The sequence below is a fragment of the Paenibacillus rigui genome, assembly GCF_002234615.1.
Taxonomy (GTDB): Bacteria; Bacillota; Bacilli; order Paenibacillales; family NBRC-103111; genus Paenibacillus_S; species Paenibacillus_S rigui.
The window spans coordinates 62681-83261 of record NZ_NMQW01000057.1 but is presented as its reverse complement, the minus strand read 5'-3'; the positions used below and the strand labels follow the sequence as shown (position 1 = coordinate 83261).

The 20581-nt window shown below is 50.6% G+C and carries 16 protein-coding genes and 1 pseudogene; 11 read left to right on the top strand and 6 right to left on the bottom strand.

What is annotated here, in order from left to right:
* Nucleotides 1–5 precede the first annotated feature (5 nt).
* Nucleotides 6–815: a nucleotidyltransferase domain-containing protein gene (locus tag CF651_RS29315; RefSeq protein WP_094018409.1), complete on the top strand. Its 810-nt coding sequence runs from the start codon at nucleotides 6–8 to the stop codon at nucleotides 813–815.
* A gap of 2 nt (nucleotides 816–817) precedes the next feature.
* On the opposite strand, the pseudogene CF651_RS29310 reads toward CF651_RS29315, so the two are convergent.
* From CF651_RS29310 to CF651_RS29300, 3 genes and pseudogenes are all read right to left on the bottom strand, one after another.
* Nucleotides 818–2532, bottom strand: a pseudogene (locus CF651_RS29310) (ABC transporter ATP-binding protein).
* Nucleotides 2533–2612: 80 nt separating this feature from the next.
* Nucleotides 2613–3275 (bottom strand): stalk domain-containing protein, encoded by a 663-nt coding sequence (locus tag CF651_RS29305; RefSeq protein ID WP_094018408.1) that lies wholly within the window; start codon nucleotides 3273–3275, stop codon nucleotides 2613–2615.
* A gap of 348 nt (nucleotides 3276–3623) precedes the next feature.
* Nucleotides 3624–4079: a MarR family winged helix-turn-helix transcriptional regulator gene (locus CF651_RS29300; RefSeq protein WP_179233054.1), complete on the bottom strand. Its 456-nt coding sequence runs from the start codon at nucleotides 4077–4079 to the stop codon at nucleotides 3624–3626.
* A 183-nt stretch (nucleotides 4080–4262) separates the two neighbouring features.
* On the opposite strand from CF651_RS29300, the gene CF651_RS29295 reads away from it, so the two are divergent.
* From CF651_RS29295 to CF651_RS29285, 3 genes are all read left to right on the top strand, one after another.
* Entirely contained in the window at nucleotides 4263–5060 is a 798-nt protein-coding gene (locus tag CF651_RS29295; protein ID WP_094018406.1) for a TrmB family transcriptional regulator, read from the top strand.
* Complete coding sequence (locus tag CF651_RS29290) at nucleotides 5048–5866, top strand: inositol monophosphatase family protein (protein ID WP_179233053.1); 819 nt, start codon at nucleotides 5048–5050, stop codon at nucleotides 5864–5866. The genes CF651_RS29295 and CF651_RS29290 overlap by 13 nt, the downstream gene beginning before the upstream one ends.
* 335 nt (nucleotides 5867–6201) lie before the next feature.
* Nucleotides 6202–7164 (top strand): bile acid:sodium symporter family protein, encoded by a 963-nt coding sequence (locus CF651_RS29285; protein ID WP_094018404.1) that lies wholly within the window; start codon nucleotides 6202–6204, stop codon nucleotides 7162–7164.
* A gap of 28 nt (nucleotides 7165–7192) precedes the next feature.
* On the opposite strand, the gene CF651_RS29280 is transcribed toward CF651_RS29285, so the two are convergent.
* Nucleotides 7193–8110: an SDR family oxidoreductase gene (locus CF651_RS29280; RefSeq protein ID WP_094018403.1), complete on the bottom strand. Its 918-nt coding sequence runs from the start codon at nucleotides 8108–8110 to the stop codon at nucleotides 7193–7195.
* Nucleotides 8111–8309: 199 nt separating this feature from the next.
* Here CF651_RS29280 and CF651_RS29275 point away from each other — a divergent pair, with 199 nt between their 5' ends.
* The 6 genes from CF651_RS29275 to CF651_RS29250 all read left to right on the top strand — a co-directional run bounded on the left by CF651_RS29275 (nucleotide 8310) and on the right by CF651_RS29250 (nucleotide 17399).
* The gene (locus CF651_RS29275; protein ID WP_179233052.1) at nucleotides 8310–9557 is read left to right on the top strand and encodes a DUF445 domain-containing protein; all 1248 of its coding nucleotides are present in this window, start codon (nucleotides 8310–8312) and stop codon (nucleotides 9555–9557) included.
* 259 nt (nucleotides 9558–9816) lie between these two features.
* On the top strand, nucleotides 9817–12129 hold the full coding sequence (locus CF651_RS29270; protein ID WP_094018401.1) for a helix-turn-helix domain-containing protein: 2313 nt from the start codon (nucleotides 9817–9819) through the stop codon (nucleotides 12127–12129).
* Nucleotides 12130–12311: 182 nt separating this feature from the next.
* Entirely contained in the window at nucleotides 12312–13280 is a 969-nt protein-coding gene (locus CF651_RS29265) for an ABC transporter permease (RefSeq protein WP_342746628.1), read from the top strand.
* A 24-nt stretch (nucleotides 13281–13304) separates the two neighbouring features.
* A complete protein-coding gene (locus CF651_RS29260; RefSeq protein WP_094018400.1) occupies nucleotides 13305–14201 on the top strand; it encodes a carbohydrate ABC transporter permease in 897 nt (298 codons plus the stop codon).
* 44 nt (nucleotides 14202–14245) lie between these two features.
* Nucleotides 14246–15928 carry an ABC transporter substrate-binding protein gene (locus CF651_RS29255; protein ID WP_094018399.1) on the top strand — a complete coding sequence of 561 codons (1683 nt, stop codon included), beginning with the start codon at nucleotides 14246–14248 and terminating at the stop codon, nucleotides 15926–15928.
* Between the two features lie 166 nt (nucleotides 15929–16094).
* Nucleotides 16095–17399, top strand: coding sequence for a hypothetical protein (locus CF651_RS29250; RefSeq protein WP_094018398.1), 1305 nt, complete (start codon nucleotides 16095–16097; stop codon nucleotides 17397–17399).
* A gap of 166 nt (nucleotides 17400–17565) precedes the next feature.
* On the opposite strand, the gene CF651_RS29245 is transcribed toward CF651_RS29250, so the two are convergent.
* Together CF651_RS29245 and CF651_RS29240 are read right to left on the bottom strand one after the other, a co-directional pair.
* Nucleotides 17566–18414 (bottom strand): sugar phosphate isomerase/epimerase family protein, encoded by an 849-nt coding sequence (locus CF651_RS29245; RefSeq protein ID WP_094018397.1) that lies wholly within the window; start codon nucleotides 18412–18414, stop codon nucleotides 17566–17568.
* A gap of 25 nt (nucleotides 18415–18439) precedes the next feature.
* Complete coding sequence (locus CF651_RS29240) at nucleotides 18440–19513, bottom strand: Gfo/Idh/MocA family protein (RefSeq protein ID WP_094018396.1); 1074 nt, start codon at nucleotides 19511–19513, stop codon at nucleotides 18440–18442.
* A 149-nt stretch (nucleotides 19514–19662) separates the two neighbouring features.
* Here CF651_RS29240 and CF651_RS29235 point away from each other — a divergent pair, with 149 nt between their 5' ends.
* Nucleotides 19663–20556: an AraC family transcriptional regulator gene (locus CF651_RS29235; RefSeq protein WP_094018395.1), complete on the top strand. Its 894-nt coding sequence runs from the start codon at nucleotides 19663–19665 to the stop codon at nucleotides 20554–20556.
* The last annotated feature ends 25 nt before the right edge of the window (nucleotides 20557–20581 follow it).

The window sequence follows — 20581 nt, the reverse complement described above, 5'->3', positions numbered from 1 at the left end:
CTGTAATGAATCTGGATTCATTGAAGCTGAGAGAGCATCATCGTGAATCGGTTGCCAACCTGATCCGGCTGCTGGAGCAGGATGAGTCATTTCGCGCCATCATCCTTTCAGGATCTATTGCTCAAGGCGTAGCGCGTGACGATTCCGATATCGACGTTTATCTGGTTGTAACGGACGAAGAATTTCAGAAGCGAAAAAGGGATCACAGCCTTTGTTATTATGACAAGGATGTGTGCACGTACCCCGAGGGCTATATCGACGGCAAAATCATTAACTACGCGTTTCTGGAAAGCGCGTTAGAGCGCGGCAGTGAACCGACCCGGGCTTCCTTTATCGGAAGCAGAGCTGTTTTTTCGAGAATACCCGGCATCGACTCACTGCTGCAGCAAATCCCCGTATACCCGGAAGTAAACCGGGAACAGAATTTGAAGGATTTTTACGCTCAGGTATTGCTGTATGGAAAATATTTTGCCGCAAGGGCTTTGGATCAGAACAATCCCTACTTACTAAGCCAATCGCTTAGCAATGTCGTCTTGTTCGCAGGCCGTTTGATCCTCGCTTACAACCGGATCCTGTTTCCTTGCCATAAATCGTTCATGCGTGCAGTGGAGGGAGCGCCCGATAAACCCGTACAATACGTACAGCAGGTGCATGAGCTGCTGGCCGATCCGACGAAGGAACGCATGTTGGAGTTTGTGGAGACGATAGGGTCCTTTCAGGATTGGGGGATCACCTACCATCAAGCCGTTAGCCTGTTCGTAGCCAACAATGAATGGAATTGGATCGACGCCCCGCCGCCGCTGCAGGACAGGTAAGATCACTGGCTGAACTGTGCCTGATGGAGACGACTGTAGATGCCGCCGGCCGCGATGAGCTCCTGATGCCGGCCTTGCTCTACGATGCCGTTCTCATTCACGACGACAATGCGATTGGCATTTTTGATCGTCGTCAGACGATGCGCAATGACGAGAGTGGTACGTCCGACGGACAGCTCCGAGAGCGACTGTTGGATGGCCGCTTCCGTCTCGGTGTCGAGCGCCGAGGTGGCTTCATCCAGAATGAGGATCGGCGGATTTTTGAGAAACATGCGTGCGATAGCCAGTCGTTGCTTTTGCCCTCCCGACAGCTCACCCCCCGTTCGCCAATTACCGTATCCATGCCGTCCGACAGCTTGTGGATGACATCTTCGAGCCGCGCGCGACGGGCTGCTTCCCAAATTTCCTCGGGAGCAGCGTCCAGCTTGCCGTAGGCGATATTTTCACGAATCGTTCCGGAAAATAAAAACACATCCTGCTGCACGATGCCGATCTGCTTGCGGAGCGAGGCCAGCGTCATATGGCGGATATCGATCCCGTCAATCGTGATGCTTCCCCCACTGACCTCATAAAACCTGGGCAGCAGCGAGCAAATGGTCGTTTTGCCTGCACCGGAGGGACCGACGAAGGCAATGGTTTCCCCCGCGTGAATTGTCAGATTGATCCCGTTTAGAATCGTTTTATGCTCTTCATATCCGAAGCTGACTTGATGGAATCGGATATTTCCTTCCAAATGACGGATATCCACAGCACCAGGCATATCTGCAACATCAGGCTCTGTATCGAGAATTTCGACATATCTTTTGAAGCCGGCAATGCCTTTGGGATAGCTCTCAATCACGGCATTTATTTTCTCGATCGGGCGGAAAAATACGTTCGTCAGCAGCAGAAAGCCGACAAATTCGCCGTAAGTCAATTCGTTGTGGATGACGAACCACGTGCCGCAGATCATGATGAACATCGAGACAAACCGCATCATCATGTAGGTGATGGACATGCTTTTCGCCATAATCTTGTAGGCGAGCAGCTTGGTGGCGCGGAATTGGCGGTTATTGACCGCGAACAGCTGCTTCTCATACTCTTCGTTGGCGAATGCCTGAACGACGCGAATTCCGCCGACGTTGTCTTCCACCCGTGTGTTGAAATTGGCGACATCCCCGAACAGGCGGCGGTAGGTTACCGTCATTTTTCGGCTGAAGTAGTAGGCAAGCCAGGCCATGACAGGAATGATAAGAAACGTAAGAATGGCTAGCTTCAAATTGATATACGACATCAGAATGAAGGACCCGACCAGCGTCATAACCGCTATAAAAATATCCTCTGGCCCATGGTGCGCTACCTCGCCGATTTCATTCAGATCATTCGTAATCCGTGCAATCAGGTGCCCTGTTTTATGATTGTCGAAAAACCGGAACGATAGCTTTTGAATATGCTCGAACAGCTTTTTGCGCATATCGGTTTCAATGTTGATGCCGAGCATATGTCCCCAGTAGGTTACGATATACTGCAAAACCATATTCAGCACATAGACCGCGAGCAGTCCGGCGCACGCCCAAAGAATGAGCGGCCAGTCTTTGCCGGGCAGCAGCTTGTCAACAAACTGATTGACTGCTAGGGGGAAGCCAAGCTCCAGCAGCCCGGCAATGACGGCGCAGGTGAAGTCCAGTATAAATAACCCTTTATAAGGGCGATAGTAAGAAAAAAATCTCCGAAGCATAAAGTCACTCCTTTCTTTTGTTCATTGAAAAAAAGCACCCCGTCTCCTGCAATTGCGGGGAGCAAGGGTGCTTGCGCGGCTTATTTGTAATAGGAGGTGGATAGAGGAATGAAAATACCGGAGCTTCCATTTTGCTCATATTTATAAAAAACGGTAACCTCCGAGAGGCCAGCTACGTTAGCTTCAATCGTTTTCAATCCATTGTCGACAGTCACTGTTTCCTGCTTCAGCAGCCGGCCGTTGCTATCCTCGATCTTCACCTCTACGTCCGAGCCGATAGCGGCTGCCTGGAGGTACAGCTTCTGGAATTTCTTGTTTGGCGTCAGTGAAAAATTGTAACCGGCGTTCTTCGTATCCTTGATGACCTCGATGTAATCCTTGTTTTTATACTTGGTCATGTTCGGATCTTTAATGGATTGATAGAAGGTTTGAACAGAATTGACAGGTGTTCCCTCAACCTTTTCCCCGAACAGCACCGTATTGGACGCGGCATCGTAATCGACGGCTACATTTAACGAATTAGCAATGGCTCTTGCCGGCAAATAGGTGCTGCCTTCGTAAGTGATAGGGGTTACGACATTGCCCTGCTCATCAAGTAATTGTGTAGCGGCCCCATTGACCTTCACTTTAATATCGTCGTTCAGGTAGGCCTTAATTTCCTGCAGATTGGAGCCGGCATATACACCCATGCTTGCACCCAGCAGCAGCGATGCACCGACAATTGCAACAACGGATTTCTTCATAACTGTCCTTCCCACTCCTTTTTATCTATGCATATGAATTGTTAAATTATAACAACTCTTTAATTATAGGCTAGAAAATAGTGGGAATACAATATTTTTACTTGGTTGCTAATACCGGTTCCTTGAAATTCGTGCTGATGGACTAGGGAATGGGCTCACAAATGCTCCGTTCGGCCCATCGGCCCATCGTCCGGCCCAGCCGCGGCACAGGATATTTTTTCGCAGATGGCGGCTAGGGGAGCCGGAACTTGTAGCGATGGGCGCCCCCGATGGAAGGAGTCATTTCATTTCTGACAGCGATTTCAAAATTAAATACCTTCATTCGTACGAAGGCTGGCTGCAGGGGGGTTAATTGGAATCGGTTGATCTATGGTTATATTTGGACAGCACGGATTCAATCTGCTTCAGCTCCGTGTTCCACATATTTATCTGTTCAGCGGAAATATGCTCGAAAATAATCCCGGCCTCGTCGGCAAAATGCTTGCGGATCGATAGAATCGTTTCCTTCCCTGTGGGGGTCAGCTCCACGTAAATAATGCGCCGATCCTCTTCTGAGCGGATGCGGGACACTATATTTTGACGCTCCAGCTTGTCGACAAGGCTTGTAGCAGCCCCCAGCGTAATGCACAAATAATCGGCAATGTCGTTCATTTTCATGGATTTATGCTCCAATTGAAAGATGACGGCCAGGGATGAATTGCTAAACTGATTGTCTGCGTTCATTGTTTGCAGCGTCTGTTTCAGCTGGCGGCTCAGATCCATTAAATTTCTCCATAATACGGCAGCTTGCTGTTCTACGCTCATGTTTCTTTGGCTCCTATACATTAGACATGAAATGATGTTATTTTACTACATCGACACGAAAATTAACATGATTGCCGATGAAAAAATTTCTACTCGTTCGATTATCCGAATCCGCCGGGTTGACTCTGATAAAAATCAATAGTAGTATTTAAACATACTACTAACGAATGAGGAGAGAAACGGATCATGGAGCTGTTAACGAAAATCGGTTTATCCGAGCTGGAAGCACGCTGCTATATCGTGCTTCATGAGCAATCCGGCTTATCCGGCTACGAGGTGGCCAAACGGGTATCTGTTTCCAGAACGAATGTGTACGCTTCGCTCAGATCGCTCATGGATAAGGGTGCGTGCCGATTGATCGATGGCGACCCGGTACGCTATGATGCCGTTCCGATCGAGCAGCTGCTCCGCCATCTGCGCACCGAGTTCGACCAGACGGCCAGCTTGCTGGCGCAGCAGTTGAAGACTCCGCCGAAGGAAGCGCCTGCTTTCTATAATTGGCAGGGCCAAGACGCGATTGTTACCGCAGCACAGCGGTTAATTGCGAATGCTAGCCGCAGCATCGTTGTGGACTTGTGGGCGGAAGAGCTTTCGCTATTCCAGCCGGCTTTGCTGGAGGCAGAGTCGAGGGAGGTTACGGTTGTCGTTATTGTGCTGGGTGACATACGCAGCTCGCTGAACAACGTGATTTTCCATAAAAGAGACGAGGCTTGGCCGGCCCATATCGAACGGAAGTTCTCGATCTTATGTGACGGGAGCTCCGCGGTGCTTGGCAGCTTTGGCGGAGAAAGGCGGCTTTCCGCGGTAGAGACGGATCACGCTGCCGTTGTGGAGGTGCTGAAGAACGCCTTCTATCATGATCTGCTGATGACGCATATCGAGACGGATTTCGGACCGCAGCTGTCCGAGCGGTACGGCAGCCATTATGAGCAGCTGATTGATTATTACAAGCGGGAGAAGGGATGGGAATGGATAGGATGATGACAATTGACGTTACTTATTGTGGAGAGCTGGTCGTACAGGCGGGCGATGAGATTTACAGGCAAATGGCGAGGACCGAGGAATGGCCCCAGGAGCGGGAAGGACTGTTTCAACGCTTTAAGGAGATAGATCTTTTCATGACATCCACACTGCGGGACGGATTGATGAAACGGTATCCGGGCATTCCGTGGTCGGAAGCGGAATTCGATGTAACCCGGCAGAAAAGCCCCGAATTCGAAGGTACGTATTGGGTGTGCGATACGCTGGACGGGGCGGTCCATTACTTGCACGATCTTCCCAGCTGGTCCATCTCTTTATGCCTGGTTCATGGGGGCAAGCCCTCAGCTGCTTTCATCTATGATCCGGTGAAACGGGAGCTGTTCCACGCTGAAGCGGGACGAGGAGCTTATCTGAACGGGAAGCCGATTCATGTATCGGCGAAGCGGCAATTGGCGGACTCGGTCATCGCGACGTCGCCTCCGTCTTATCCTGCCGAGGAGCCGGTGTTGACCCAGGCTGCGGTGCAGGGGTTGTCTCGCGTGTTTCCAAAAGCATTCGCGGTGCGGATGCTGGGCGCAGTATCCCTGCAGCTTGCGTATGTGGCTTGCGGAAGATTGGACGGCTTTTGGGAATACAGCTTTGATCTGTACGAATGGCTTGCAGGAGCTTTGCTCATCCAGGAGGCAGGCGGGCGGGTTACTTCAAGCGGCGGCGAAGCATTTGATTGGGGCAGCACGGGCATCGTGGCGGCTAATCCGTACATTCAGCCTCAGCTTCAGCTGCTGGTGCAGGAGGATGCAGCGTAAGAGGAGACCCGGAAGATAAGCTGCAATTTGCTTGTGAGACCCATGGGAGAGAGAGGCAGCGGTTGATCCTGTATCCGAATCTTTCCCCCTGGCTCGAAAGCATAGTTTACACCAAGGACGCCGTGAGGCGTCTTTCCCATGTAAAGTGAAGCGTCCCTCTTTGGCGGAGGGACGCTTGTTGTTTCAAGGGATCATTTTCTAGCCGTATAGTCAAATCCATCATTCTACAGCAACCGGAAATGTGATACAATAAAAATAATTATGCAATGCACACGTTAACATTTTTTGGATAGCTTGAAAACGATTGCTCACCACAACAGAGAGAAGGTCTCATCATGCTAAACCGGTTAAACAAAACCTTGGAAAAGGTGCTGCCGTTCCTTACACCGACAGCTATCGTGGTTGGATTGCTTTGTGCTTCATGGCTTCATTCGTTCAGCTTTCTGGTGCAGTGGATATTTGCTTGCATGACCTTTGCGGGCAGCATTGGTTCCAACTTTAACGATCTGCGCAAGGTGATGATGCATCCGATGCCCATTATCGCAACCTTCGTCATCCTGCATTTGATCATGCCGGTCCTCGGCTGGGGCGCGGGGACGTTATTTTTCCCGGGCGATGATTTGACCCAAACGGGCTTTGTGCTGCTGTTTGTTATCCCTACAGGGGTCGTCAGCCTGGTATGGGTGACCATCTACGGCGGTAATATCGCACTGACGCTCGCCCTTATTCTTCTGGATACACTGCTGTCCCCATTTATGGTCCCGCTCAGCCTGTCGATTATCGTAGGGGCCAAGGTTCACCTGGATAGCTGGTCCATGATGCAAGGGCTGTTCTGGATGGTCGTGCTGCCTTCGATTATCGGGATGGTTCTGAATCAATATACCAAAGGCCGGATTAAAAAGGTATGGGGCCCGCGGCTTGCACCCTTTACCAAAATCGGACTGTTTATCGTCGTTGCGATCAACAGCTCGGTCGTCGCGCCCTACCTGAAGGAAGTCAATCTCAAGCTCGTCACGATTATCGTTGTCGCCTTCGTCTGTGCGACGGTCGGATATTTGCTCGGTTGGCTGGCATCCCGTGCCATGCGGTGGGAGCGTGATGTGACGGTGGCGCTGACCTTTAACTCGGGGATGCGCAATCTGAGCGCAGGCGCGGTGCTTGCTATAAGCTTCTTCCCGCCGCCGGTCGCGCTCCCCGTTATCGCAGGAATGCTGTTCCAGCAGCTGCTCGCTGCCGGCTATGGTGCGAGTCTCGAGAAGAAATACCGCTTGAAGGGCCAGCCGAACCAAGCGGCATAAGTTGGATGCAGTGAGCTTCTCCGCCGCTTTATTCCAAGGTGCCGGCAACATGCTCATCAAAGTAGCGGCCCCAGTCGGGCTTCCTGCCGTCAATGTCTTGGAACCCGTATTCGCGGGAAAGCTCCCAGCTGGACAGCGACATGCCTCTTTTGTCCGCTACCCTCGAATCGGACGCTAGCGCAGCGACCGCTTGCCCGACAAAGTAGGGGGTTTCCGACGAGATGAAATGGGGTTCCTGTTTCACGGCATCCTGCCAGTTGGTTTCGGTGACTCCGAAGTGGTCAAGCATCGCCTCCGAACGCAAGAAGCCCGGTGTCAATGCCAGGGCTGTAATGCCATGCGGCTGCAAATCCTTGGCCATAGCTTGCGCCAAGTGGATGGCGGAAATTTTGGCTAAGCTGTAATACAGATTGCCGCGATAATCGTAGCCGACACCATCGGTAATTTCAATAATTAATCCTTGCTTGCGCTTCACCAGGAGTGGAGCCGCGTAGTAGCTTGTAATCATGTGGGAATGGACTGCTCGTTGCTGAATGAGGAGTCCGTCCTTCAGCGAGTGCTCCCAGAAGGTCTGTCCCCACACCGTTAGTGCATCCCCGCCCCAAATATCATTGACCACAATATCCAGCTGGCCGTGCTGTTCGTCTTGAATCCGTTCGAAAAGTCCCCGAACCTCGTCCTCGACGGTATGATCGACCCGAACCGGGATGCCGACGCCGCCTTTGGCGGTGACCCATTCCGCGGTCTCATCAATGGTTTCCGTTCGTCCTTCCGTCGCCGGTCGTCCCTTTACGCTTCTTCCCGTTACATAGACGGTGGCTCCTGCAGCTCCCAGCGATATGGCAATGGCTCTGCCGGCCCCTCGCGTCCCCCCTGCTACCACGGCTACCTTCCCTTGCAGCGTCCCGGTTTGTTTAAGCTGTTGAAGTGCGCTCTCGTATACCATTTCCTCGGCCTCCTTGAATTTCTTTAGTGTGCTTCTTCTATTTCAGTATATCCCGGGAACCTGACAGCTGCAGTCATAGTTAATCGACAAAAAAATCGCATTTATTTGATTTTCCTCCCCATTTATGTTCTATAATAGAAGAAATACATAAAGCCAAGCCACAATGCTTGAATGGCTGCATACAGAGGAGATTAGGGAAGTGAGCGGAAATTCTAAATATACGGCAACCGTATCCCTTGGGGTGATGGCGGCCGGATTTGCAGGCACTTTATTTATAGATGGAGCCCCGTGGGTACGCTTTGTTCAGAGCGGCTTTGAAGCGGGGCTTGTCGGAGGACTTGCGGATTGGTTTGCCGTAACGGCGCTGTTTCGTCATCCGTTAGGCATTCCCATTCCGCATACGGCGCTGCTGCCCAAAAACCGCGACAAGGTGTCCAAGGCCTTCGTCACGACGATCCAGGAGGATCTGCTCAGCAAGCAAAGCATCATGGACAAGCTGTCCCAAGTCCCGTTGGCTGCCAAGCTGCTGCGCGGCGCGGAGGAGCAGCTTTCCACGGACAGTGCCCAAGCGGGCATCAGGGTGCTGAGCGATTACGTGATCCGGCAGGTACCCTTGGAGAAAATCGCTGCTTACGCCGAGCAGGAACTGCGGAGGCTGATCGAGAGCACCGACATGCGCAGGGTGCTGGAAAAGGTGCTTGAGCAGGTTTATGCCAAGCAGTATGACGAGAAAGCATTCGATTTTGTCCTGGACCTGGCTGAAAAACTGGTTGCAAAGGATGAAATCCGGGACCGGATGGGGCTGATGGCCGTTGAAGCGTTATCCCACCTGAAGACGAACGGCTTGATGCAGTTTGCACTGAATGCTTTTGTCGGATTTTTCAACGAGGAGAAGCTCGGCACATTGATTCAGCAGTTTATGCTGAATGGCATTGAAGGGCTAAGGAACGAAGGGAATGTGAACCGGCAGGCGGTTATGCGGACGCTGCGTCATTGGCTGGATCAGCCCGACCATCAGACCCGCATCGCGAGTGAGCTGGAAGGCTGGAAAGATCAGCTGCTGACGCAGTGGAAGCTTGGCGAGCAGCTGCTCGGTCTCCTGCAGCGGGTTCAAGCCCAGGCGCTTGAATGGGTGAATACGGAGGATTTTGCTTCAAAGTACGTGCAGCCGTTTCTTTCGGGCATCGTTCGCAGACTGGAAGAAGACCCGGAGCTGATGAACAAGCTGGAGCTCGGTTTGCGGGAGCAAATTGCCCGTTGGATCGAATCGAATCATCATAAGATCGGCGGGTTGATTAAGGAAAATATCGACCGGTTCGACGATGAGACGCTGATTGCCCTTATGGAAGATAAGGTGGGCAAAGATTTGCAGTGGATTCGGGTGAATGGAGCTATCTGCGGCTTCTTGATCGGCTTGGCGCTTGCGGGTATCAAGCTGCTCGCATAGCGCGACAGCAAGCGATGGGGCAGCAACCTGGCAGCGGGCAAGTATTCAAGCGCGCGCGAGAAGCTGTATAGGAAGAAGGGCTTTCTGGTGAAGGGGATCATCCTTTCCGCCGGAAGGTCCTATTTTTTTGGTCCCCCAAGGCATAACGGTTTGTCCATGAAACAGAGCTCATTTGACATCGTGCGACATTTATTTACGTTGTTGAGTTGGAAGAAGTCCATTACAATGATATCAAGCTCTATGCTTGGAGGGGTTCAGGATGTGGACTGTCAAACGAAGCAAGGCGAGCGGTCACAGCTTTTTTTTGCGGCTGCTGGTTCCTAATATGTTATTTCTTCTGATAGCGCTTACAATCGGCTGGGTTTTTTATAACAAAACGCTGGCGGAGATGGAGAAGGAAGTGACGGCGTCCAATATGAATCTGCTTCAGCAGACGAGAGACATTATGGACCGCAGATTTTCAGAAATCGCGTCCATTGCGCTGCAGCTGGCTAACGATACGCGAATTGTACAGCTGACCAATGTAACGCAGCCGTTTGAAGGGGCGAATACGTACAAAGTGCTGGATACCCGCAAAAGCTTATATAATTACAGCCTATCCAACAATTTTATATTCAATTATTTTATTAGCTACAAAAATAGTGAGCTCGTCCTCGCGGAAAGCTCAACTTATATGCTGCCGCAATTCCAAACGTATTTCTCCTATAATCAGCTCGATACCCAGGCTTGGCGGGGCTTGTTTATCGGAGACAGGTATGACCGCAGGGTGCTCCCGGCACAGGATGTGACGGTGAACGGAACCAAGTATTCATTAGTAACCTATATTCATTCTTTAGGCTATCCGGGCTTTCCTCAAGGCTCGGTTGCCATCACGGTTGATAATCGGGAAATTCAAAAGCTGCTTGGCGGCCTGGACCTTTCCGGGGGCGGCTGGGCCTATATCATAAATGAGACAGGCGAAATCATAAGCTCGGTTTCTTCGGACGGGATGGCACACTGGATAGACAGGAGCAGCTTGGTGGGCAGGCATGGCAGCGTGCAGCAGACTGTAGGCTCCGCCCCTATGATGGTTACTTATACGACGTCACAATATAACGGATGGACGTACCTGGTTGCCCAGCCCGTGAATGTGGTGTTGAAAAAAGTGCTGTACATAAAAAAGATGACCTTCACCTTGGCCTTTCTGTTTTTGGCTATTGGCTTGTTGATCGCTTATTTCATCGCGTACCGCAACAGCCGGCCGCTCAAACATATTATGGAAACGATCATGGAGCGAACCAACGGGGAAGGCTACGCCGGCTCGGACGGATATCATTTGATCCGGCATACGGTATCCCGGCTTATTGATAATAACCAGGAGCTGCAAGGGAAAATCGAAAAGCAGGCGCCGCTGCTTCAGGCGGCCTTGTTCGAGCGGCTGCTGAAGGGGGAATATGTGACCCGGAAGGATATTCCGGTGCTGCTTCAGCACGTAGGTATCGCAACGGACGGGCATTATTTTATGGTGGTCATTCTGCAGCTCAGGGGCTATGATAACGGATTGGACCGCGATGTGCTGGAGGAGCTGGACGTCAAGCGTGTCATGGTAAAGGACATCATTCGCGTCGAGCTGGGCGGCAGCGTGCATTGGCATGATGTGGCGGAGGATCAGATTGCGCTCTTGTTTACCTTATCGGCCGGCAGCAAGACCGAATCAAGGCATGCGTATGTAGAAGAGGTGATCGGCGATGTGGGGGATATGATTCAAACGCGGCTGCACATGGCGATCCGATTTGGGGTAGGGGATATGTACGAGGACGTGCTCAATGTTTCACGTTCCTACGAGGAAGCCAAGCGTTCGCTGGAATACTTATCCTGGAGAAATATGAACGGAATGATGCGGTTCGGGGAGCTGCCCAAGGAAAACAGCGGCTACTACTATCCCTCGGATCTGGAGCAGCGGCTGAGCAACTTGGCTAAAGCCGGCGAGCAAGCAGGGGTAGCGGCGCTGCTGGAGGAGCTGTACCGGATCAACTTCGAAGAAAGACGGCTGACGGTTCCCATGCTGAGGGTGTTCCAGAATGAGATGTGGGGAACGATGGTTAAGCTGCTGCCGCAGGTAGGAATGGATGAGGGAATGGCACTGGAGCAGATGAAGCAGTCGGGCGATACGGCATCTTATGCCGGGCTTGAGAACAATTATCGGACACTTGGGGCGGCTTATATGCAGGTGTGCGAGTACGTTAACGATCATAAGAAGAGTCAGAACATCCAGCTGCTGGAGAAAATTATGGAGATGCTGCACACGGATTTTGCCCGTCCTGAGCTGTGTCTGGATTCGGTCGCGGAACAATTGAACATTTCGAAGGGATACTTGTCCCAATTTTTCAAGGAGCAGAAGGGGGTTAATTTCTCCGATTATTTGGAGGAGCTGAGAATGGCCCATGCCAAAGCACTGCTCACCCAAACCGATCTGGCGGTTTATGAAATTGCCGAGCAGGCCGGATACAGCTCATCCAACACATTTTGCCGGGCATTCAAGCGAATTCACGCCATAAGTGCAATGGAATACAGACGTTCGAGCATGAAATGAAAGCGCATTCTTAATGAGTGCACATCCGAATCACAATTGCACATCCCCTTTCTGCATGACTGCATATGGATCGTCAGCTTTTCACATATACAATACGTGCCATGACCTTTATCGTATATGGCAGATGCCGTAGAGAGGGGGACAACGGTGCAGGGTGGCAAAAGGTTAAAGGAGGTGACCATTTGGAAGCGCTTAAACAAACAGCAGGGATTGACTCTCAGGTGGCAGTCAAAACGAATAGTCAGACACCAATCAAAAAAATCCGGAAAGTATGGCGGCTTTACGTGCTTATCGCATTGCCGGTTCTTTATTTAATCATTTTTAAATACGTGCCAATGTACGGCGCCCAAATCGCCTTCAAGGATTTTATTGTTACCAAAGGCGTATCGGGCAGCGATTGGGTGGGGTTCAAGCATTTTATACGTTTTTTCAAATCATATGAGTTCAGCAGATTAATGGTAAATACGATTGTTTTAAGCGTGTATAGTCTGGTGGCAGGGTTTCCGTTTCCGATTATATTGGCGCTTAGCTTGAATTATGTGAAAAACCAGTTGTTCAAAAAATCCGTGCAAATGATCACCTACGCACCCCACTTCATCTCCGTGGTTGTAATGGTTGGGATTATATTGGAGCTGCTGGACCCCAGAAACGGGATCGTCAATACGATCATTAAGGGACTCGGCTTTGAGTCGGTCAGCTTTATGGGGACACCGGAATATTTCAAATCGATCTATGTTTGGTCGGGAATTTGGCAGAGTGTGGGCTTCTCGTGCATTATTTACTTGGCTGCACTGGCCAGCATCGATCCTTCCCTTCATGAAGCGGCTGTCGTCGATGGCGCGAATAAGCTGCAGCGTATGTGGCATATCGATCTGCCCGGTATTATGCCGATCGCCATTATTATGCTTATTATGAATACGGGACATATGCTGGACGTTGGCTTTGAGAAGGTGCTGTTAATGCAAAATCCGCTGAACCTGAGGACCTCGGAGGTCATTGACACTTATGTGTACAAGGTCGGATTAGCGTCCCAGGCGATGAATTATTCGTATTCCTCCGCTATCGGTCTGTTCAAATCGGTGATTAACCTGGTGCTTCTCCTGCTGGTCAATAAAATTGCTCAGAAGACGAAGCAGGCTAGCCTATGGTAAACGGGGAAGGGGAAGGAGATCTCCATGGAGCATTCAACCATTAAAGAAACGAATCTGGACCGGCTGTTTACCGTAGTCAATTATGTCATTCTCACTTTATTCCTCATTACGATACTGTACCCGTTAGTTTATATTGCAAGCGCCTCGATCAGCAGCTCGGAGGCGGTAATCTCCGGTCGCGTGTGGTTATGGCCGATTGAGCCGACATGGATGGGCTATGAGGCGGTGTTTAAGCACAAGCTGATTGTAAGCGGATTCATGAATTCGTTTTATTATACGGTTGCAGGAACCTTGATTAATGTCGTGATGACGATTCTGGCAGCGTATCCATTATCGAGGAAAGATTTTTACGGGAAAAATACATTCATGTTCTTGTTCGTCTTCACCATGATGTTCACCGGAGGCTTGATTCCGAGCTACCTGCTTGTGAAGGATCTGGGTCTGCTGAACACGACCTGGTCCATGGTGCTTCCGGGTGCATTGGGCGTTTGGAATATGATCATCACCCGAACCTATTTCCAAACAACGATCCCCGATGAGCTGCTGGAGGCGTCTCAGCTGGACGGCTGCAACGATTTTCAATTTGTGTGGAAAATTGTACTCCCTCTGTCGGGACCCATTATTGCCGTGATCACATTGTTTTATGCCGTTGGCCACTGGAATTCCTTCTTTAATGCATTAATTTACTTGAAAAGCCAAAAGCTGTTTCCGCTTCAGCTCGTGCTCCGGGACATTCTGGTTCAGAATGATGTGGATATGAACATGCTCGTCGATGTACAGGAAGCGGCAAAGCGGGAAGGCCTGCGCGAGCTGCTGAAATATTCCCTTATTATTGTCGCTACGTTACCTCTGATGATCGTATACCCGTTCGTTCAAAAATATTTCGTCAAAGGCATTATGATCGGATCGTTAAAAGGGTAGTGGATTTCTTTCGATAACTCAGAACACTCGTAGGAGGGGTCCAATTGAAAAGAACGACAAAGGGAATGCTGGCCTTCGTTTTAGGTATCTCCGTCGCTTTGAGCGGCTGCAGCGGAGGGGGAGACGAGGGGTCAGGAGGCAAGGTCGATTCTTCGAAGCCGGGGGCAGCAGTGAATCCCGCAGGCCAGTTTCCGATAACGAACGAGAAGACGACCATCAAGGTGCTGATGAAGGGCAGTGCCTCGGTGGAGGATTTTGCGACCAATGAATTTACGAAATGGCTGGAGCAAAAAACGAACATTCATATCGATTGGGAGGTTGCGCCCGAGAAATCAGCGACAGAGAAATTAAATCTCGTGCTGTCCAGCGGCGATTACCCCGATGTCATTATGGGCTTTGGCGTATCGCCAACACAAATGATGATTAATGGGAGCCAAGGGGTATTCCTTCCTCTGAATTCACTGATCGACAAGTACGGGGTAGAAATTCAAAAGATGTTCAAGGAAAATCCCATATATAAGGATTTGATCACAGCCCCGGATGGCAATATTTATGCCCTTCCGCAGGTTAACGAGTGCTACCACTGCATGTATAAGCAACGAATGTGGATTCATAAGCCTTGGCTCGATAAGCTCGGCCTGAAGATGCCGACCACGACGGACGAATTTTACGAGGTATTAAAAGCGTTCAAAACGAAAGATCCGAATGGAAACGGCAAAGCCGATGAGATTCCGCTTTCGGGCTCGATCCAGGCGGGTGCAAGCAATTTATTTTCCGAGCAGATGCTTGATTCTTTCTTGATGAACGCCTTCACGTACGATCACGATACCAAAAAGCTGTATCTGGATAACGGCAAGGTGACCGTACCTTATAACAAGCCTGAATGGAAAGAAGGCCTGAAATATATCCGGAAGCTGTATGCAGAAGGCTTGATTGATCCGCAGGCATTAACGCAGGACAATAATCAATTGAAAAAATTAGGGGAAAATCCGGATACGGTTATTCTTGGAGCCTCCTCAGGCCACAACATGGGTTCGTTGACTACGCTCGGGGCAAAAAGCGGCCGATGGCTGACCTATGAAGCGGTCCCTCCTCTCAAAGGACCTAACGGCTTCCAGACTGCGGCGTACCATCCCTATGTTGTAGGCAACGGACAATATATTATTACGAAAAATGCGAAGAATCCGGAAGCGGCGTTCCGTCTGGCTGACTTTCTGTTCAATTCCCCGGACACAGCGCTGAGATGGTATGCAGGAGTCGAAGGCAAGGAATGGCGTTACGCGGAAAAAGGCGAGATCGGCATTAACGGCAAGCCGGCCATCTGGAAACAGCTGACGCCATGGGGCGGCGTGCAGAACGTGAACTGGGGTCAAACCGGTCCGGGATACCGTTCGAGTGATTTCCGTCTCGGCGAGGCGCAAAATCCGGAGCAGCCGCTGGAAGTCATCCTGTATAACCAAACGAAGGAAAAGATGGAGCCGTATCAAATGAAGATTGATAAAGTTATGCCACCGGTTTTCTTTACGGCGGAGCAGGCTTCCGAAATTGCCGACATGGAGAAAACCATTCTGGATCATGTCAAGGAAATGATGGCGCGGTTCATTACAGGCGATTCCGATATTGATAAAGGCTGGGATGCGTATGTGAAAAATTTGGATAACATGAACCTCAAACGTTATCTGGAAATTTATCAAACCGCTTATGACGCCAAATTTAAAAAGAAATAATATGCACGTATTGAAATGAACAAGGGGGCCTACAAATAGGGGCTTCCTTGATTTTTTTGTCACCGAATTTCATCCTGCTTGTAAGTAAATGGGTTTATTGTTTATAGTTAGGGTGCAGCAGCGGTCGATCATCCCATTCCATTTTCGAAAAGGAGATTGAACTAGCATGATTTATTCCAATCAGGGAAAATCATTAATTGCTCCAAAGGAATCGTCCCATACCCATTCAAGTATTCCGGCTGGGGACGCGGATTTCAGTCAAATTATGCAATTACAAAGAGCTTTAGGCAATAAATCTGTATCCAGCCTGATGCTTCAAGCCAGCCCCATCCAAGCCCCGATATCGATAACCCCGAATCCGTCTGATGAAATTCAACGAAAAGTAACCATTAAGTTTCAAGAGCCTGAGCATGAAATGGAGGATCTTGATACATCCGCCGCACAAATCGAGCAGATTCGTGCAGACCGGGATAGTTACAGTGTATCCACTGAGGATCAGTCCCACGATAAAGCACAGAACGCCCATGTGACTTCGAATGTGGTATTTACCAGCATGTTCGAGCGGATGCTGCCGGGGAAAACCTGGGTCCAAGCATGGACAGCCGTGAAGGAGCAGTATCAATTTTTATATGATTTATTGGATCAGTGGTACAAGCAAAACGACTTACGGACGGGCTCAAATGCGAATATAAGAAATAACCTGCCGGGACTTATTCAAGCTCAAATAGATAATTGTGATAACGAGTTAACTCGTGGCGGTCATCCCATCGGAGATCACCTTTGGGCAGCGAGACCCATTGTGGGCACGCCTAACGATTGGAAGTACTACGATCATTTGCCTGATCAACCCAATGATGGGGTAGATGCCTCGACGCATATTGTGAAAAAGTGGAAGCCAACCCTTAGAGATGCCGATGTACTTCGTCTGGCTAATGCATGCGAGCAATGGATACTTCTGCGCGGGCAAATCCCTTGGACATCCGTCGATACCGGTTCATACATTACTGGGGATGCAGTGGGACCAAGACAAGTCAATTCCACGGCCGAGAGTTATCAAGCTCAAGCCAATTTGTCTGATACTGAAGCAAAAGAGATCAGCGACAGGATTATTAAAACATTTGACTTCTTCCCCCCAAGCTTTACTGCCAAAAGAAGACTTGAGCATGCTGCTGCGGTAGGAGCACGGCATTTGGTTGAGCACTTTCAGTACCATAAGGATAAAATTAAAGCAGCCTGGAGGGATAAGATCAAAGAGCAATTTCTCATTTCGTGGGAAGAAAAAATTGCAGATGAAAAAGAAGTCGAAGAGGCCAAGCCGACGGCATTACCGGCCAAAACGCAAAACAAAAAGGCAGCCCGTGTCGAGCTCGCGCGAAAAACAGGGGGATTGGACCATATGGAGACAAATTGGGCTGCGTTGAAAAATGAATTCAATACGAAATATACAGAGTTTGTTAAAGCCATAAAATAATATTCTCAAGCTTGCAATGTGCATTTCCCTTAACCAGTTGATATGATGCCATGCCACTTGAAGCGCGTCCCTGGCAGGCTGCTTGGGACAACTACGGATGCACTAAATAAACAGGCGGTTGCATGCGCTCAATACAAGCAGATGCAATCGCCTGGTGTCGTTCTTTCTATTGTAGACCTGCCGCCGCATACACCTTGCGGAACCCTTCCTGAGAGCGTCTAAACAGACCTTCGCTAGGCTCCTCCAGCGGTTGGGGCGTCAATATTTCTTGGGCTATAACGCCCTTGTAGCCGATCTGGTGAAGCGCGCTGAGGAAGCCGGCCAAGTCAATAACGCCCTCTCCGGGGAATAATCGGTCATTGTCCAGTACTTCTGCAACAGGTACATCCGGCGCGTCATTGATATGGACGAGGACGATTTGCTCCGGCTTCAGCGCCAGGATTGCGTCAACATTCAGCTCGTTCGTATACCAATGGTAGCTGTCGAACAGCAGCCCGACATTGCTCTCACCGATCGCCTCGATCCAATCCGCCATTTCCTGCAATCCCCATATAAACGGATTTTGCCATCTCGTTCTCAGGTGATGGGGCCCGACGAATTCAAGACCTAGCCGGATGCCGTATGGCGCCAATATTTGAGCGCAGGTACGCAGTCTCCGCGTGGCCAGTGCCATGAAATGGGCGGAGGGGTGATCGGTCGAAGGCAGCACATAGGTGGTGCAGGTGGTGCAGCCCAGAGCAGAGGCCGCTTCCGCATCCTGAGCCAACCGGATGAGCCCGCTGCGGAATTCCTCCTCGGTGGTCCGCCATTGAACGGATAAGCCGATCGTACAAATTTGAACGCGGTGCTCCTTCAGGAAGGATTGGGCTGCTTCCAGCCCTTTGCTTTCAATCCATTGTTCCAATTCGGTTCCGCTTGAAGCAATGGCATCGAATTGATGGGCGGATGCGCCTTTGATGAAATCTTCGATGGAACCTACAGGACCCAGTCCTGCCCGGGTTAAACCTTTCAGCATGGTGTTCGCCTCCTAAGAGCTTCTTTTACAGAGTCCAGTCCAGAATGACTTCATGTCCTGTACGAGAGGACTCGTAAATGGCATCAAGAATCAAATTGTTCGTAAAGCCCGCCATAGCGGAGGTTGCGGGTTCTTTCCCCTCACGGATGCACTCGATGAAATGGCGGCTCATGCGGACACGTCCGCCTTCGTCCTTCGATGGGACGGTCAAATCGACTTCGACCGCACGCTCGAATGTCTCGGTCAGCAGCTTGCCGTGGTTGCCTCGAATGGAAGCCCCGCCCTCGGAACCCATAAGATGAATGAAATGATTGCTGTCGGTATCCATATGTACGGCCCAGCTGACCTCAAGGGAAAGCGTGCTGCCGTCCTCCATTTTGATCAATGCGGTGGCCAAATCCTCTACGTCGAAATGACCGTTCCAGTTCGGTGTCCCCCATGTGCCGATACCGCGTTTTTTCGGACCGAATTCGGCATAGGTGGAGCCGTAGACGGAAACCGGCTTGGAGTTCATGAAGAAGAAAGCCAGATCCAGCATATGAACGCCGATATCGATAAGCGGACCCCCGCCGGATTGTTCCTTCTGGGTAAACCATGTTCCCCAGCCGGGGATCCCTTTGCGGCGGAACCAGCCGACCTTGGCATTATAAATGGTGCCGAGCGCTCCTTGATCTACCTGCTGCTTCACCTGAAGCGGAATGGATTCCCAACGCATCTGATGCGGAATCATGACCACTTTGCCGCTCTCGCGCTGCGCTCTGACAATCTCGCGCGCGGACGCCACGTCAATGGCCATCGGCTTCTCCAGCAGCACATGCTTGCCGGCGCGGAGTGCCTGTACGGCGATCGGCGCATGCCATTGGTTCGGGACGCCGATCACTACGGCGTCAATGTCCGGATCGGCGATGAGCTCCTCTGCCGTCGAGTAGCATTTGGGTATGTCGTGTTCCGCCGCGCGCTGCTCTGCAAGAGGAAGGTAGGCATCCGTAATGGCTTGTACGGATACATCGTCGGGAAGCTGCTTGAAGGTATGAATATGCACGTTACCGATATTGCCCGCTCCGATAATTCCGATGCGGATTTGTGCCGAATTGCTCATGAGTGGAGACCCTCCTATTTGTTGTTCGTGTGTTGGTACTGCTTTCACTTTTATAGTAAGATGAAAGCGTATAAATTGCGTCCCATTTTTTCCGATGGATATCCCATTATTTCAGCACTTAGAAGTCTTGGAGAGGGGGCGGCTCGTTCATGGCATCGGTGCCGCAATATTTTACACACTATCCGAATATGGATTCGGGGTTTCCTTTTCATCTGAAAATCAATACCTTGACCAAGGGCTTTCCCTCGCACAGGCACGATTATTTGGAGTTTTCCTATGTTATCGAGGGAAGCGGGAACGAAATCATCAACGGTGTGACGCATCCGATGCGGCCAGGCACCTTCACCTTGGTTATGCCTTACCAGTATCACGAAATCCATCCGGATCCAGGGCAGCGCCTATCCTTATATAATTGTAATTTCGGAATTCATCTCTATGCCCCAGGCGAGCCAATTCCTGGTATTGACTGGCAGTCGACCGAAGCGGAACTGCCGCCGTTCGTACAAATGAGCGGGGACGGGCACGAGCGGATGTGCCGGATTTTGCAGGAACTGATGCAGGAGTATACCGGGAGCGAGGCGTGGAAGCATGCTTTGATCAAGGCCAAGCTGATGGAGCTATTGGTTCAATTCGACCGGACCCGCAGAGAGACGGCAAGTGGGGAAGCCGGTTCCCAGCATACAAGCGACCGGACCGCTTCAAGAGGCAGCATTTGGCGCGTCATCCAGCATATTCATGCCCACTATCAGGAGGATCTGACCTTGTCCGGCTTAGCGGAGCGCTTCGGCTTCAGTATCCCGTATTTAAGCGAGCTATTCAAAAAAACGATCGGTCAAAATTTCGTGACCTTCGTTCACGAGGTTCGAATCCGCCAGGCTTGCGGGCTGCTCGTATCAACCGAAATGAATGTGTCAGACATTGCACTGGAGACCGGATACGGCTCCTACAATACCTTTGCCCGCATATTTCGGGAGACGAAAGGGATGACTCCCGTGGCGTACCGGAAAATGAAAGCGGCGAAGCCGATGCACGAGGAAGCTTAAGCTAATATACAGTTCATCTATAGGG

What these genes read in the sequence shown, in the direction of transcription:
- CF651_RS29315 (WP_094018409.1), top strand. Translation starts at nt 6, where the DNA reads ATGAATCTGGATTCATTGAAGCTGAGAGAGCATCATCGTGAATCGGTT.
- CF651_RS29305 (WP_094018408.1), bottom strand. Translation starts at nt 3,275, where the DNA reads ATGAAGAAATCCGTTGTTGCAATTGTCGGTGCATCGCTGCTGCTGGGT.
- CF651_RS29300 (WP_179233054.1), bottom strand. Translation starts at nt 4,079, where the DNA reads ATGAGCGTAGAACAGCAAGCTGCCGTATTATGGAGAAATTTAATGGAT.
- CF651_RS29290 (WP_179233053.1), top strand. Translation starts at nt 5,048, where the DNA reads ATGGATAGGATGATGACAATTGACGTTACTTATTGTGGAGAGCTGGTC.
- CF651_RS29285 (WP_094018404.1), top strand. Translation starts at nt 6,202, where the DNA reads ATGCTAAACCGGTTAAACAAAACCTTGGAAAAGGTGCTGCCGTTCCTT.
- CF651_RS29280 (WP_094018403.1), bottom strand. Translation starts at nt 8,110, where the DNA reads ATGGTATACGAGAGCGCACTTCAACAGCTTAAACAAACCGGGACGCTG.
- CF651_RS29270 (WP_094018401.1), top strand. Translation starts at nt 9,817, where the DNA reads ATGTGGACTGTCAAACGAAGCAAGGCGAGCGGTCACAGCTTTTTTTTG.
- CF651_RS29260 (WP_094018400.1), top strand. Translation starts at nt 13,305, where the DNA reads ATGGAGCATTCAACCATTAAAGAAACGAATCTGGACCGGCTGTTTACC.
- CF651_RS29250 (WP_094018398.1), top strand. Translation starts at nt 16,095, where the DNA reads ATGATTTATTCCAATCAGGGAAAATCATTAATTGCTCCAAAGGAATCG.
- CF651_RS29245 (WP_094018397.1), bottom strand. Translation starts at nt 18,414, where the DNA reads ATGCTGAAAGGTTTAACCCGGGCAGGACTGGGTCCTGTAGGTTCCATC.
- CF651_RS29240 (WP_094018396.1), bottom strand. Translation starts at nt 19,513, where the DNA reads ATGAGCAATTCGGCACAAATCCGCATCGGAATTATCGGAGCGGGCAAT.
- CF651_RS29235 (WP_094018395.1), top strand. Translation starts at nt 19,663, where the DNA reads ATGGCATCGGTGCCGCAATATTTTACACACTATCCGAATATGGATTCG.